Source organism: Yinghuangia aomiensis, assembly GCF_039542225.1.
Lineage (GTDB): Bacteria > Actinomycetota > Actinomycetes > Streptomycetales > Streptomycetaceae > Yinghuangia > Yinghuangia aomiensis.
The window spans coordinates 1-14,156 of record NZ_BAABHS010000007.1 but is presented as its reverse complement, the minus strand read 5'-3'; the positions used below and the strand labels follow the sequence as shown (position 1 = coordinate 14,156).

Below are 14,156 nucleotides of genomic sequence, written 5' to 3'. Positions count from 1 at the left end.
CCCCCAATAGCCTTTCCCGAAGCCGCAGTTCGTGACCCTGAACCGGTAACTCTGCTGATTCGTGCCCTTCAATTGCTGCGGAACACTGGAGGAACAACCACGTTCGCTGTGGTCCAAAATGGATAGTTAAGGAAATTGTGTGCCAACGCTTCGTTCGATCGTGCTTGCCGTCGCCATCGTTCCGGCCCTGACATTCACTGCAGCATGCAGTGACAGCAAGGGCGACGATGCCACGAACTCCGGACCCATATCGAGTTCGTCGCCTGTCGACAACCCGAGTGGTGGCGGCGGGACCGGGAAGGCTGCCACCAACGAGCAGTTGCAGAAGGCCATGCTGCTGCCTGCGGATCTCGGGGGGAATTGGGCAGTCGACCCGGAGGGCGTCGGCGGCGATGCGAAGATGACGCTGCTCAAAGAGGAATGCATGCCGGTGGTCGGCCTGTTCAGCCCCCTCAGCGGCGCCGCCCAGCCCGACGGCAAGGCTGAGGCGGGCTTCACGAACGAGGGCTCGGCCGTCGCCATGACGGTGCGACTGACATCCTTCAAGAACGCCGAGAAGGTCCTGGCCGATGCCCAGTCGGCCCTCGACGAGTGCCGGCTCATCACGGGAAAGGACGCGGATGGCGGCTCCGTCAGCCTCACCGTGACCACTGCGGCGGCACCGAAGCTCGGCGACCAGTCGGTGGCGTTCGCGGCGAACATCGCTGACGGCAGCGACAGCGTACATATGTCCGTCACCGCGGTCCGTGCGGGCAACACCGTGGAGACCATGGTCACCACGTCCGCCGACGGGGCTGCTTCCCCGGCTGACGAGGCGCTGCTGAAGAAGCAGTTGGAGAAGATAGCCCAGATCGGCTAGCAACCGGATACCTCCACATGAGCCGTGGCGCAGGAGAGGACAACCCTGCGCCACGGCTCTCCCGTTTCCGGAATCGCCGCGGGTGATTGGATCAGTGGACTGTGGCTTTTACGGCCCGGTTGCCGGCTCGGCCGGCGCCGCAGCATGAATGGGGCGCTGCACCGTTGGTGGTGACGGTTGCGCGGTCGCGGTGGTGCCGGCAGCAGACGACGCCGGTGACGACCTGTCCTGTGTCGTCTCCGGCGTCGACCGCTGGTACCTCACACGCGCTGTCGGGCTCGTCGGTGTGGCAAGTCAGCGCGCAAGCATGCCGCTGTACAGGTAGACGTTGCTGGTCGGCATCCCGGGCCTGGTGATGGTTCCATGCAGGAAGTCGTTGACGTGCCGGCCGTCGTCGGTGGCCATTGCCCAGTACACGAGGGTCAGATCGCCGGTGGCGGTGTGGCAGGTTTGTGTGGCGGGGTCGAGCTCGGCGGTGTTGCCACGCACGCTGAACGACCAGTTGCAGCCGTCCGCAGTGCGCGCGTTGATCCGACCCTTGGCCGCGCGGTCGGCGGTGATGTGAAGTGCGTCCTGTGCCGGGTAAGCCATGCCCTGGTCGGTGACGGCCACATTGACAAGAGAGTGCATGTCCGCGGGAGTACGGGTGTAGTCGCCGACGAAGCCGTGGATGAACTTCCCGCCGTCCCGGCCCGGCACCACCTTGGTACGGGAGCCGGTCTTCATCGTGCCAATGAGATCAACGCCGTTGGGCTGGTGGCTGATGGCGGTGATCTGCTCGGTCTCTCGATTGCCCTTGACCTGTACGTTCCACTTCGTGAGGTTGCCTACCGACCCAACAGCCGGGTTGAAGCACTGCTGGGTGGTGGACGACAGTTCCAGGCCGGTCCGCGTGACCTTGAAGTTCCAGGTGCAGCCCTGATCGCTCGTCCCGTTGACCGTGCCATGGGGGCCTGGTGTGAAGAGCTCCCAACCGACTTGAGGTACCCGCAACGGCAGCGGCAACGTACGGTCGCACGCCCCGGTCCCATCCGGGCAGGCCAAGACCGAGACGTTGTTGAGCGTCAGTTCGTTCGGCTGGTCGTAGTTCCAGTATCCGAGATACTTCGCCATGTCCGCGTCGGCGTTGGCCGCCGCCTCGGTCGGCGCGAGTGATGTGGTGGCGAGGGCGGCGAACAGTGCGCCGACAACAGCGCAGATGACGAACGTGGTACGCACGCGTACTCGCATGAAGTGGGGGAGAGATGGCACGTAGATCCCCTTGGCAGAAGGTCTGAAGTCGGCTGCGACTGATGTCGGCCGTCTGGGAACGCCGGGGTCACTGATCGGTCTTCGCGGCAAGATACGAAGCATCAGTGTTGGTGTTGCCAACATAGTGAGTGTTGGTTCTACCCACAAGTTCTCGGGCCGAGTAACGCCGAAACGGCGTGCTCGGCACCCACTCCCGGGGTATCCATGTCAGGCGCGACAGCTCCGGATCCGCCGTGAACGCCGCCGTCCTGGCCCGACCGATCAGCAAGCATCGCGCGTGCAGCGGTCGCCCAACCGCAGCGCGCGCAAAGCGCGCAAGCGACCCCCGTGTCTACAGGGCCGGCAAGGTCCCGGACAGCGATCCGTGGCCTGCGCTGGAGCAATCCCCGCCTCTGCGGGGCCAACGCGTTCTTCTGTAGGAGACGCAGGATCGGGGACGAACGATCCCCGCATCTGCGGGCCAGGCCTTCGTCACAGCAACCCCTGTGTGACAAAAGGAGCGATCCCACGCCTACAGGGCCGACGGCGCTCTGCGCTTGTCGGGCAGAGACCGCTGCGAGCGATCCCCGCGCTTACCGGGCCGACACTTCTTGACGTGCAGCTTAGCTGTCAGTCGGCGCCACCCCGTGACCCGGTAGCCGTTCAGGGGTGTGCCACACCAGCGGCTTGCGGCGAGCCTCACTGCCGGTCGAGCAGGGCAAGGACGGCGTCGGGATCGTCCTCGTGTATCCAGTGGCCCGCGCGTTCGACGGTGACGACTTCGAAGCCGGCGTGCACCAGCCGTTCAGCGCGAGCCTCGGTCACCAAGGGGCTCGGGTCCGCGGCGAGGACCAGTGACGGCACTGCCGCCCGCTTCGGCCACGTGGTGCGTTCCAGGTCGTGCATCGCCGTGGTTTCCGGGTCCCATCGGCGCAGCGCCTCCTGGCGGTGGCTCCACGCCTGCGGATCCCACAACGGATGGGCCTTGGCGATGTCGTCGAGGGACCAGTCCTTCAACGCGACGAACATGGGCATGCCCTCGCCGTAGGTGCTGCCCGCCACGGGCTTCCACGGCGGGTCGAGGTAGACCGCGCGACTCGGTCGGAGGCGTTCGACGGCCAGCGACAGCACCACGGCACCGAGCGAATGGCCAACGGCCAGCGCGGGCTCCGGCGGCACCGCGGCCAGCAGGTCGTCGGCCCACGCGTCGCGGCTGTACGTGCCGCGTGGGCTCCGGCCGTGGCCGCGCAGGTCGACTGCCCGTACGTGGAACCCCCGGTCGGCCAGCTCCGGCCCGATCCGCCACCATGACGACGAGTCGGCCGAAAGTCCGTGGACGAGCACCGCGTCGCGGTTCCCCGATCCCCATTCCTCGACGTGCAGTTCACTCACGATGCTCCCTTTCGCCTTGCCGCGACCGGACGGCCGTCCTGCCATGTGTTCGTGCATCAGCAGCCTTGTCCACGTTCCCTGCCACCGCCCACGCCCGGGTTCCGCCCGGTGGAACCCCGGGCATCCGGTTCACTGCGCGACGGGTGCGAGCTGTCCGCCGCCGCACACGTGCAGCACTTCGCCGGTGATGAAGGTCGCCCGATCGGACACCAGGAAGGCGATCGCGTCGGCGACTTCGCCCACGGTGCCGACCCGGCCCAGAGGGGCCAGCGATGCTTGCCCCTCGATGAGCGCATCCACCTCGTCGGAACCGCGTCCGGCGACGGTGAACGGGGTCGCCAGGAATCCCGGGGCAACGGCGTTGGCGACCACTCCGATCGGGCCGAGTTCGCGCGCGAGTGACCGGGTCAGCCCCACCAGGGCCGCCTTCGACGTCGTGTAGGCGGGTGGCCCGCCCGCGACCCACACGCGCGAGGACACATTGACGACACTGCCACCACCCTGCCGCTCCCACAGCGGACGTATCGCCTTGGCCAGGAGGAACGGGCCGCGTACGTTGACCGCCATGACGAGGTCCCAGTCCTCGACGTCCAGTTCGTCCAAGCCACCGCGCCGCTGCACGGCCGCGTTGTTGATCAGCATGTCGATCCGCCCGGTGTTCGCGGCGATGTCGCGCACGAGTGCGGCGACCGAGTCCGGGTCTCCTACGTCGAACTGCTGCGCCGACGCCGATCCCGGGCCGAGCCTCGCGTCGATGTCCTCGACGGTGCGCACCGCCGCGGGAAGGTCCAGGTCGGCGACGACCACGTGGTGCCCGTCGTCGGCCAGTCGGTGGGAGACGGCCGTGCCGAGTGCGCCGCCGCCTCCGGTGACGAGGGCGACGCGGCCGGTCGGGGGCTGCGGACCGCGGGCACCGCGGTCGGTGCGGGAAGGGACCGAGAAGTTCATGTGCGCCTACCGGGGGTGTCGGAATGCCGGGCGTCGGGCGGCGTGATGCTGTTGTGCGTGAGCCAGGCCGACAGCAACGCCTCGTTGTAGCGGAGTGTCTGCGCGGGGGGTCGGTGCGTGCTCAGGTCCTCCAGGGAGACCCAGCCGGCGTAGCCGATACTGTCCAAGTGGTCGAGGAAGGCCGGGACATCGACCTGTCCTTCGTCGAGGGGGACCCATCGCGAGCGCCATGCGCCGGCAGCCGTGCGTTCCCACGCCGCATTCTTGAGATGGACGTGGGCGAGGTGGGGCCCGAGGACCGCCGTCGCGACGCGAGGGTCTTCGTATCCCTCGATCACGGTGTTCCCGATGTCGTAGATCACGCCGACCTGCTCCGGGGGCAATCCGTCGACCAGTCGGCGCGCGGCCGACGCACTCGCGCAGACGGTGCGCTGATGCATCTCCACCAGGACCCGGACGCCGTGCCGCGCGCAGATTTCGCCGGCTCTCGCGACGAACCGGCGCGAGTCGCGCAGGACCTGGTCCACGGGCTCGCCGGACATGTACTCCGCGGCCCGCAGCCGCAGCCCGCCCGCTGCCGCCCGCGCCGCGAGGGAGGCGTGCTGTTCGACGCCGTCGAGGTCCCCCACCCGCAGATACGGATTCCAGGCGATCGTTGCCACCCCTGCCGCGCCCGCGAGCCGCGCGGCTTCGTCCGCGCCGTCCTCGCATGCGGTCAGGGTCGCGGCGTTGCGGCCGAGGAAGGACACGGGTTCGTCCGGCGGTCCCGACCACGGGTCGTCGGTGACACGCCACTCGACGCCGGCCAGTACGGGCGAGTGCGCGACCTGTTCGACGACCTCGGCCGGGGACAGATGCGGGGTGCAGACGGTGTACACACCCACCCGCCACCGCCGCCCGGATTGTGGCTGCGCGTCGCTGCGCGCTGCGTGGCGTGCCGACATCGGGTTCTTCTCTCCTCAGGCCGTCCGATGATTCGGCGACCGACGGATACTGCAACGATCTTGCGGGATCCCCTCGGCCGGAGCCATGGTGTGCTTCCACCCGGTGGACGACGAGGCCGCGGCCTGGGCGATACCCGGATCGGGGGCCGTCGCGATGAGCCGCAATCGGAGGGATCCCGTGGGAGGCAACACACGTGACGCAGGACGGACCACGCTCAACCGCGTCTTCGCCGTACTCGAAGCCTTCACCGTCGAGGCACCGTCCCTGTCGCTGACCGAGGTTGCCGACGGCGCCGGCCTGCCGATGGCCACCGCGCACCGCATCATCGCGGAGCTCGTCGCGTGGGGCGCGCTGGAGCGCCTGCCGGACGGCCGGTACCACGTCGGGCTGCGCCTGTGGGAAGTCGGCTCGCTCGCACCGCGTCGACGGGACCTGCGTACGGGTGCGCTGCCGTTCATGCAGGACCTGTACGAGGCGACACACGAGAACGTGCAACTCGCCGTGCGGGACGGTGCGCAGGCACTGATTCTGGAGAGCCTTTCGGGCCCTCGGTCGGTGGGAACCGTCACCGAGGTCGGCGGCCGGCTGCCGCTGCACGCGACAGGGGTGGGCAAGGTCATCCTGGCCTGGTCCGAACCCGAACTGACCCACAGTGTCGTCGAGGAGGGGCTGCCTAGGTACACCCCACACACGATCACCGCGGCGGGCCGCCTTGTCGGCGGGCTGGCCCGCGTGCGTTCGGAGCATGTGGCGTATTCGTTGGAGGAGATGACGCTGGGGGCGGTCTCGGTGGCGGCGCCGGTTCTGGGCCCGGGCGGAACCCTTCGGGCGGCGCTCGCGATCGTGGTCCGGTCTGGGACGGACCTGCGCCGATACACGCCTGCCGTGCGCGCGGCGGCGCTCGGCATCGCGCGCCGACTGCCCGTCGACGGCTCGGCTCCGACGGGTGCCGCTTCCGCCCGGCGGTAACGGACGCGGACGACTGGCCCGATTGTCTCCCAGCATGGGGAGCGCCGGAACTCGGCGACGGCCGGAACCCGCGGAGACGGCCTCAATCGGACGGAATCGAACGCAAGGAGACGGTGTGGTCACCGAACCGACCGGTGGGCTGGTCGCGGCCTCGGCCCGCGAACGCGAGGATCACGCGCAGATCCGGGACCTGCTCGAAAGCTGGGTGCTGTACCGGGATTCCGCGGACTGGGAGGCGTTTCGCGGAGTCTGGCACTCCGGCGCCTGGATGACCGCAACGTGGTTCCAGGGACCTGCGGAGGACTTCGTGGAGGCGAGCCGTGCCGGCTTCGACGCCGGTGTGGAAATCATCCACGCGCTCGGCGGATTCACGTGCCGGTCCAACGGCTCGCGCGCCATCGCGCACACCCGTATGTCGATCCAGCAGCGCGGCGAAATCGATACCGTGCTGGTCGACGTCACCTGCGTCGGCCGCTTCTACGATTTCCTGGAACACCGGGACGGCAGGTGGGGCCTCGTACGTCGGCAGCCCGCCTACGACCGTGACCGCCTCGACACTGTGGATCCGGGGGCCGAACTGCGATTGGACCCCGCCGTCCTGGACCGGTTCCCGGTCGGCTACCGGCATTTGGCCTACCTCCAGGAACAGGCCGGCTATCGGGTGCACCAAGGACTGCCCGGACTACGCGGCCCAGAGATCGAGCAGCTGTACCGCGAAGGGGACGCATGGCTCGCGGGTTCCGCGCGGCCTGGAAGGTATCTGTAAGCGCTTCCCCTTGTGGGACGGAGGCTGCTCCTCGCAAGAGTTCGTCGCCGTGCCGCCAACCGAGCATGTCGACTGCCTACCCCATGACCGGCAGTCGACATCGGTGCGACGAGGCGACTGTGCCCTCAGACACCACGCCCTGGCCGCCGGAGGACGAGCGCCGCCTCCGGGCATGCTTTTCGCCCGGCGGAACCTCAAGGTTGATCAACGTCCCAGGGGTCACGACAGTGGGGGCGTCGAGGCCCGACCGGCGCGCGAAACGATCACTACGGAGAAATATGAAACTGCGGGTTAGGGAATGGGGCACAGGCACCCGGCACGCCCTGCTCGTGCACGGACTCTTCAGCGACTCACACACCTGGCACCGACTGGGGCCGGCTCTCGCCGACCGCGGCTACCACGTCCTTGCCCCCGACCTCCGCGGACACGGTGAGAGTCCGCGCGGCAGGTACTCGCCCTTCGACTGGGCGATGGACCTCGTCGACACGCTGCCCAAACACGCCGACCTGGCGATCGGGCACTCGCTCGGCGGGCTTGTGCTGGGCATGTCCGCGGAACTCCTCGCGCCCCGCACCGCGGTCTACCTCGACCCGGCATGGCGGCTCGACGCGGCCACAGCGGACGAGTTCACCAAGATCTGGTACTCGTGGCTCGAATGGACCGACATCGGGGAACTCAAGGCCCGCCTTGGCGCGAGCTGGCCGGAGACCGACATCCGGCTGCGGTGGGAGTCGATGTGGCGGGCAGACCCGGCGGTAATTCCCGGCTTGGTGCCCGGCGGCGCCTACGACTACTCGCCGGAACGGGCCGGTATGCCGTCCCTGGTCCTTGCCTCGGACCCCAGCGACTTCATCACCCCCGACCACGCCGAGGAACTGCGCGCTCGAGGCCTGACTGTCGACGTCTTCACCGGCCGTGGCCATTCGGCATTCCGCGAGGACTTCGACGAGTTCATCCGGCGCTTGGACGTCTGGTTGGCGACGCTTCCCCATCGTCCGTGACGCTCGCCCGAGCGGAGAAGCGGTAGTTGTTCGAGGAGGCCGCGGCGGTGCGGTCCGGGGTGGGCAAAGCGTCCCGTCCACGATCACCACCTCGTCCGCCCGCGGCCTGGCGCGCCGCGGACCCCCGGACGGACTCCACATCCCACCCGCACCCGTCGATCCCACCTCAACGTCACGCGACCAGGCCACCAGTCCGGGCAGGCAAGATGATCGTCGATTCCGGCATATACCTCTTCGATTACCGGCGATTCCACCAAGAAGTCGTACCGGCCATGAGACGGCTGCACGCCGAAGGAGTGGCCGAGCCGTGGTTGGAAGCCGTATGGAACAGGGGGCAGCGACGGCCCACCCCGCTCCCGCGGTTTACGCACTACCTCAGGGAACTGACCTTCAGCCTGATGGCCGGGCGCGACCTCGTCGGCGCGTTGCCCGCCGAGTTGTTCCCGCGGCCGACATCACGCCCGAAGCGCCGCCCTCGAGGCAAGCCGGGTCAGCTGCCGTCGCCGGCCACGGACGCGTACACCCTGCCGCCGGACCACAGCGTCTGGCTGGACCTGTGCGATCTCGTCGGCGGTGCCGAGCCGGGGGATGGCCTGGCCGGTTTTGGCTAGGCCGCGGTCGAGTGACGCGGCGAAGGCCGCGACGGGGCTTTGGTGCTCACCGCTGCGCTGCCGACGCGAAGTCGGCCGCGTCCACGATGCGATCCCGCACTACATCATCGGCCGAGTTCGCGGACTTGGCCGCGGGTGGGGAAGCGTCCTGCTCCCCGGTTCACCGGCGCGGCGCGCGACTCTTCCGCCGGGGCGGGCGGTCGGTACGCGACCGACTTCGCGTTGACGGGCCCGAGCCTCGCACCGGGGACATCGATTGTCGTCGGCTGGTGTTGTGCGATGAACCGGAGGAGCGACGGGGGCACGCGGAACCACGTCTGGCTCATCGCCGTGCGAGCGGCCTTCGCCTTCTCCCCGGGGACTGTGGTCGTCAGCGCTTCAGCGCCTGCCTGACGGTCCCGGACGGCCGGTTTGATCTCGGCCGCCAGAGCGGCGGCCGCTGCGCCGCCGAGCTGGTTGCCCGAGACGCGGGCATAAGACCGCAGGAGATCCGCGGCGGCGGCGAAGTGCCGTTCGTACGCGCGCGCGTGCAGGACGCCGTCCCGCTTGGCGTGATCCCAGAGGATCAGGCCCTGCATGCTCTCGGCCGCAGCGGCGACCTGGAAGCGCACGGCGTCTTCCAACTGTCGGGTGTCGGGCTGTGGAAGGCGCTCGACGGCTGTGTCCAGCGCGCCGATCACCCATTGCGCCACCTGCGGGTCCCCGCGGCGCGACGGCGGGATGGCGTCGATCAGCGAGGACGCGATCTTCTTCATCACGGGCTGGACGATCCCGGGCAAGAGACCAGCGTATGTGGGGTTGAGGCATGCGCGGACGTGCGCGTAGCGGCGGTCGACCTCGGTGAGGGTAGTGTCCCAATCTCTGCTCCGGCCTTCTGAACCGGACGCACCGGCCGGGCCATACTCGTTGCGCCGGGCGTCCTCGGCCATCCGGCGCACCGCCGAGCCGAGCCTGCTTGCGACGACATCCCAGTCCGGGGCCGATTGCCTGTCCATTTCGGGGTTGAACGTGCCCAGGCTCCGGTGGGCGCTGCCGGCGAGCCTGTCACGCCCGGTTGTGGCGACGCTCTGCCGTATGCGAAGGGCCAGCCGACGTCGGGTCGAGTTCGCAAGCCTGCCGAGGAGATCGTGTTCGCGAGGCGGTGAAGGTTCGGTCAACGTGGCACGTCCTCGCCTCTGCGGTTCCCGAAATCTGCGCTGCCTGGCGACCACCATGTCATGAGGCTTCGCGCGCTGGCCAGTTCCATCGCGTCACGGGTGTCCTTGGCGTTCAGGCGGACGGGTGCGGTTCGCGCCATTCGTCGGTGTCGTGCAGGTGGTCGAGGGTCGCGGCGAACGGCGTGATGTCCAGGCCCTGTTCGGCCAGCCAAGCGTCGGAGTAGTACGCGCCAACGTTCAGAAGCCGCTACCCAGGTCGGCATCCAAGCCCGTGTTCGAGTCCCGGCGGTGCTGAAGGAGGAGTGCATGCCGGTGGTCGGCCTGTCTACTGAGCCGCTACTGACCGCTCAGGTCCTCCCAAGAAGCCACGATGTCTGGCCACCCGCGCAGTTCTCCCGCGATCGGGCCCGACCCGGTCGGCCGGGCACCCGAACAGCCTGCCCCGAAACGCCGCTGGAAGGCGATCCGGTAGATCTACGGATTCGTCGTCGGTGGCCCGGGGGGCGACCATTTCAGCATGGGATTTTGGACGAGCAAGGCCAAGGGTGAAGACGTCATCGACCTGGCGTGGAGCCCGGGCGCAGGACCCAACAAGGACGTCGGGCCGGAGCGGTACGAACCACCGGGGCTTTCACCGGAAGAGCTTGCAAAGCGAGACCAAAGAGAACGTGACGCTGCCGCCAGGCACGAGGCGCGAAGGCGGCAGGAAAGCATCCGACGCCACGAGGAAGCAAGCCGCCCAGCGACCTCCAACCCCGACGCCTACAGGCAAGCGGGACGGGGCCGGGGTCTGGGCAAAGGTTGACTCTTGAGAAGGCGTCTGAGCAGCGTTCAGAAGAAGATCGCGTTCAGGTCCGTTTCGTATCGCCAGGTAAGCGTGGATTCTCCTGTCCGAGAGCGGGCCATTTTGTCAGCCATGGCCGAGTGGATCATCGCGCGGGATCTCTGGGCAGGGCTTCGTAGTCGCGGGCCAGGCGGCGGTTCTGCGTCAGCCCGCCGAAGGCGCAATCGACGACCCACTGTTTGGGCAACGGCGTGAACCGGGTCGGCGAGGTCCGCTTGACGACTTCGACGTCGATCCGCAGCCGTGCGCCGTGGTTGATCGCGAAGTTGCTGTGGCCGCCGTCGACCGAGACTTGGGCCACGCTCGAATGCGACGCGGAGAGCTGGTCCAGCAGTTGCCTGCCGCCGGCGGAGTCGTGCACCGACGCCGCCGTTCCCAAGGCCACCAGCAGCAGGCCGAGGGTGTCGGTGACGATGTGCCACTGGCGACCTTTGATCTTCTCTGCGGCGTCGATGCCGTGGTCCGTCTCGTCGACGTTGCGCGGGGTCTTGACGCTCTGCGCGTCCGTGACCGCAGCGGGTGCGGTCGCGCAGCTGGTCGTGTAGCCGCTGTGTGGGCGCGAACAGCAAGTCTCCACCGGTCTGTTCGACACTCTGTTCACGAAGGGGCCGATAGCGGACCCGGCCTCCCCGGCCGAGCCAAGGAGGAGTCACCCAGACCGATTCAAGACGTCACCGTCCGAGGTGCGCCCGAGTCGTTCCACCGACCAAGCTCCCTGGCTGACGAAACCCGTAGTGGTAACCCCACACAGGATTTACCCGGACGCTGTCTGCGCCGCACGCAATCCCCGCACGCACGGGGCCGACAGATCCATCGGCTGCGGCCGATCCTCCGGGTCCGAGCGATCCCCGCACACGCGAGGCCGAATCGAAGCACCGCGGCGCCCGGACAAAGATCGTCACGCACAGATGCCGGCGACCACACACCGAGGTGATTCCGAAGGAACCTCCAGGACCAACAAAGCAACGTAACGTACAGCACACACCAGGCTCCAGGGGCGCTGCTCCCGGGACCGTCGGCTGCTACGAAGCCCCGCTGCCGCAGCTCGGGAAACCGAAGTCCCGCCACCGATCGCCTCGATGGAACGGCCGGGCGAGGGCGGCAGACGGCAGACGTCGCGTCGGCTGGGTAATCAGGCGCCAACGCCAACGCCAACGCCAACGTGGGAAACGCGGGTGTAGGCGGCTCAGTCGGAGTTGGGTGCCTGGATGAGGTCGATCCGGTTCCCCGTAACGGGCCGCCTCGTCACCGGCGACGCGGGTGTCGTCCCCGATAGCGCGGACCTGTAGGCGACGCACCCGCAAGCTGTCGCGGCGGTGTGACGTCGGGCTGTTGGCCGGCCGGCTGAGCTTTGTCGATGCTGGACCTGGCCCGGGTGAGAACGTGCTTTTCGATACACGACTCGAAGCCTCGGATAGTGCCGACGGATCGCGTACCTGCGAGACCGCACGTATCGGATATCTCCGAGCCGCATGGCTCCGTAGTCTCGCAAGTATGGAGCTGACGGATGCCTATCGCCTGGCCGAGGACCTTCTTGCCGAGCCATTGCCGCGCCGATGGGAGCACTCCAAGGGAGTTGCCCGGCGTGCGGAGTCGCTGAGTCACATCCTGGGAGACGACGCCGAACTGCTGCACGCGGCCGCCATCCTGCACGACGTCGGCTACTCGCCAACGCTGGTGACGAGCGGCCTTCACCAGCTCGACGGCGGGTGGTATCTGCGCGATGTTGCGCACGCCGATCCGCGAGTTGCGCGGCTTGTGGCGCACCACTCCTGTGCCCTGCTCGAAGCGGAGGAACGCGGCTTGGCCGACGTACTGAACGCCGAGTTCGACTTCGAACGGCGTGACCTCATGGATGCCTTGATTCATTGCGACATGACAACCACGCCGGACGGCGAACCGACGACGCCGCGCGAACGAATATCCGAGATCGTCGGCCGGTACGGAGCGGACAGCGTTGTAGGCCGGTTCATTCGGCGTGCGGCGCCAGAGATCCTGGCCGCGTCCGCAAGGGTGGGGTCCCGATTGGCCTCAGCGTGATCCGGTCAGTCAAGTGCCGGTCGTTGCACCTTCGTTCCGCACGGTGATCCGGGGCCGTCCGAACCGGATGCCGTGCACCTTGAACCCAACCGGTCGATGCCCGTGTGCACGGGGCCGCACTGGGCTACGGCGGGTTCCGGTTCGCCATCGGCGGCCCCGCGTAGCGGGTCGTCGCCCGGCGGCCGCGGCCCTCGCCGGAACTTCCTCGCCGCCCGGGAAGGGCTGACCCATCATGCAGAAAAGCACAGGAGGCATGCGCATATGGGCAACCTGTTGCGGTGGTTCTGCCCGACAGTGATCGATGGTCCGCAGGGGGGATGGACATACGCATCAGTCTTATTCCGCGTGTAGGAACGAGAGTGACACATGACTGCATCCTGGCCCCCGCCTTCGCCTAATCCCTCCCAGGGCGGGCCGTCTTCGGAGCACGGGACTGGTGGGTCCCATCCGTGGACTGGCGCACAATCGGCATACCCGCCTCGGCCGGCTGGTCCGCAGCCCTCCAGGACACGGCGTAAGCCACTGACGGTTCTGGCCATTGTGGTCACCCTGGCTGTCGTCGCGGGACTGGGGGCATGGTTCGCCTTCTCCGGTTCGGACACCAAGCACGCGAAGGCATCACCGACTGCATCAGCCACCCGTCCAACTGCTGCTGTAACAGCAGGGGTTAGCAGCCCGGCAACCATCGGTCTCGCGCAAGCATGGACCGTCGGCGGCGCCGGAACCGGTGCGGCATCAGACGCCGTGCGAGGCGGCTGGGCCGGTAATTCCAAGGTGTTCGTCGTGCGTGCATCCGGGGTCACCATGTACGACCCGGCGACAGGCGCGGTCAATGGGGAGGTCGCACCGCCGTCCACGCTCAAGACGATCTGCAACTCGATGGCCAAACCGGCCGACGGGATCGGCTTGGTCGGATGGGCGGGCGCGTCCGGGGACTGCGACAGCGTCTCGGCGGTGGACCTGGCCGAAGGCACCGTCTTGTGGACCCAACAGTTGAAGGGAGTCGGCGCGCCGTGGGAGATGGCCCTCTCCGCCACCGAGACGGAAGCGGTGATCGGCGCCGGCTCATTCGTGTGCGCATACGACTTGCGCACCGGCTCTCCGCTGTGGACTTGGCAGTCGCCGCCAACAGGGGCTCTCGACGACCACTGGGACGTCCACGACGTCCTGGCGTCCCCGCAGAGCGTCGCGCTCACGCTCCAACGTGCCGACGACGCGGCCAACTACGTGGGGGCGGTTGCGTCCCTCGATCCCTCGACCGGAGCCCTGAACCGTTCCGGGATTGGTGGAGGCTCTATGCGTTGACTCCAGCCGCCGGTTGGGGCTGGTGTTGAGCGTAGTAGTTGGTCTCGTGTTCGTGGGGCGGGATGTCTCCGATTGCGGTGTGGATGCGT

At 68.1% G+C, this 14,156-nt stretch carries 13 protein-coding genes; 7 read left to right on the top strand and 6 right to left on the bottom strand.

What is annotated here, in order from left to right:
- Nucleotides 1-139: 139 nt before the first annotated feature.
- Nucleotides 140-859 (top strand): hypothetical protein, encoded by a 720-nt coding sequence (locus ABEA93_RS11125; RefSeq protein WP_345675253.1) that lies wholly within the window; start codon nucleotides 140-142, stop codon nucleotides 857-859.
- 294 nt (nucleotides 860-1,153) lie between these two features.
- Here the strand turns inward: ABEA93_RS11125 and ABEA93_RS11120 are convergent, their stop codons facing one another.
- From ABEA93_RS11120 to ABEA93_RS11105, 4 genes are all read right to left on the bottom strand, one after another.
- Complete coding sequence (locus ABEA93_RS11120; protein ID WP_345675252.1) at nucleotides 1,154-2,077, bottom strand: hypothetical protein; 924 nt, start codon at nucleotides 2,075-2,077, stop codon at nucleotides 1,154-1,156.
- 711 nt (nucleotides 2,078-2,788) lie between these two features.
- Nucleotides 2,789-3,481, bottom strand: a complete 693-nt coding sequence (locus ABEA93_RS11115) for an alpha/beta fold hydrolase (protein WP_345675251.1) — start codon at nucleotides 3,479-3,481, stop codon at nucleotides 2,789-2,791.
- Between the two features lie 129 nt (nucleotides 3,482-3,610).
- A complete protein-coding gene (locus ABEA93_RS11110; protein ID WP_345675250.1) occupies nucleotides 3,611-4,429 on the bottom strand; it encodes an SDR family NAD(P)-dependent oxidoreductase in 819 nt (272 codons plus the stop codon).
- Nucleotides 4,426-5,373 (bottom strand): sugar phosphate isomerase/epimerase family protein, encoded by a 948-nt coding sequence (locus ABEA93_RS11105; protein ID WP_345675249.1) that lies wholly within the window; start codon nucleotides 5,371-5,373, stop codon nucleotides 4,426-4,428. Before ABEA93_RS11105 ends, ABEA93_RS11110 begins: the two co-directional genes overlap by 4 nt.
- Nucleotides 5,374-5,551: 178 nt before the next feature.
- On the opposite strand from ABEA93_RS11105, the gene ABEA93_RS11100 reads away from it, so the two are divergent.
- The 4 genes from ABEA93_RS11100 to ABEA93_RS11085 all read left to right on the top strand — a co-directional run bounded on the left by ABEA93_RS11100 (nucleotide 5,552) and on the right by ABEA93_RS11085 (nucleotide 8,721).
- Entirely contained in the window at nucleotides 5,552-6,343 is a 792-nt protein-coding gene (locus tag ABEA93_RS11100; RefSeq protein ID WP_345675248.1) for an IclR family transcriptional regulator, read from the top strand.
- A 115-nt stretch (nucleotides 6,344-6,458) separates the two neighbouring features.
- Complete coding sequence (locus tag ABEA93_RS11095; RefSeq protein WP_345675247.1) at nucleotides 6,459-7,109, top strand: nuclear transport factor 2 family protein; 651 nt, start codon at nucleotides 6,459-6,461, stop codon at nucleotides 7,107-7,109.
- A 278-nt stretch (nucleotides 7,110-7,387) separates the two neighbouring features.
- Nucleotides 7,388-8,110, top strand: a complete 723-nt coding sequence (locus ABEA93_RS11090) for an alpha/beta fold hydrolase (RefSeq protein WP_345675246.1) — start codon at nucleotides 7,388-7,390, stop codon at nucleotides 8,108-8,110.
- Nucleotides 8,111-8,316: 206 nt separating this feature from the next.
- The gene (locus ABEA93_RS11085) at nucleotides 8,317-8,721 is read left to right on the top strand and encodes a hypothetical protein (RefSeq protein ID WP_345675245.1); all 405 of its coding nucleotides are present in this window, start codon (nucleotides 8,317-8,319) and stop codon (nucleotides 8,719-8,721) included.
- A 104-nt stretch (nucleotides 8,722-8,825) separates the two neighbouring features.
- Here ABEA93_RS11085 and ABEA93_RS11080 read toward each other — a convergent pair whose 3' ends face one another.
- Together ABEA93_RS11080 and ABEA93_RS11075 are read right to left on the bottom strand one after the other, a co-directional pair.
- Nucleotides 8,826-9,878 (bottom strand): hypothetical protein, encoded by a 1,053-nt coding sequence (locus ABEA93_RS11080; protein WP_345675244.1) that lies wholly within the window; start codon nucleotides 9,876-9,878, stop codon nucleotides 8,826-8,828.
- 929 nt (nucleotides 9,879-10,807) lie between these two features.
- Entirely contained in the window at nucleotides 10,808-11,314 is a 507-nt protein-coding gene (locus ABEA93_RS11075) for a transposase (RefSeq protein ID WP_345675243.1), read from the bottom strand.
- 902 nt (nucleotides 11,315-12,216) lie between these two features.
- Here ABEA93_RS11075 and ABEA93_RS11070 point away from each other — a divergent pair.
- Together ABEA93_RS11070 and ABEA93_RS42300 are read left to right on the top strand one after the other, a co-directional pair.
- Entirely contained in the window at nucleotides 12,217-12,762 is a 546-nt protein-coding gene (locus ABEA93_RS11070) for an HD domain-containing protein (RefSeq protein WP_345675242.1), read from the top strand.
- 783 nt (nucleotides 12,763-13,545) lie between these two features.
- Complete coding sequence (locus ABEA93_RS42300) at nucleotides 13,546-14,067, top strand: PQQ-binding-like beta-propeller repeat protein (protein WP_345675241.1); 522 nt, start codon at nucleotides 13,546-13,548, stop codon at nucleotides 14,065-14,067.
- Nucleotides 14,068-14,156 lie beyond the last annotated feature (89 nt).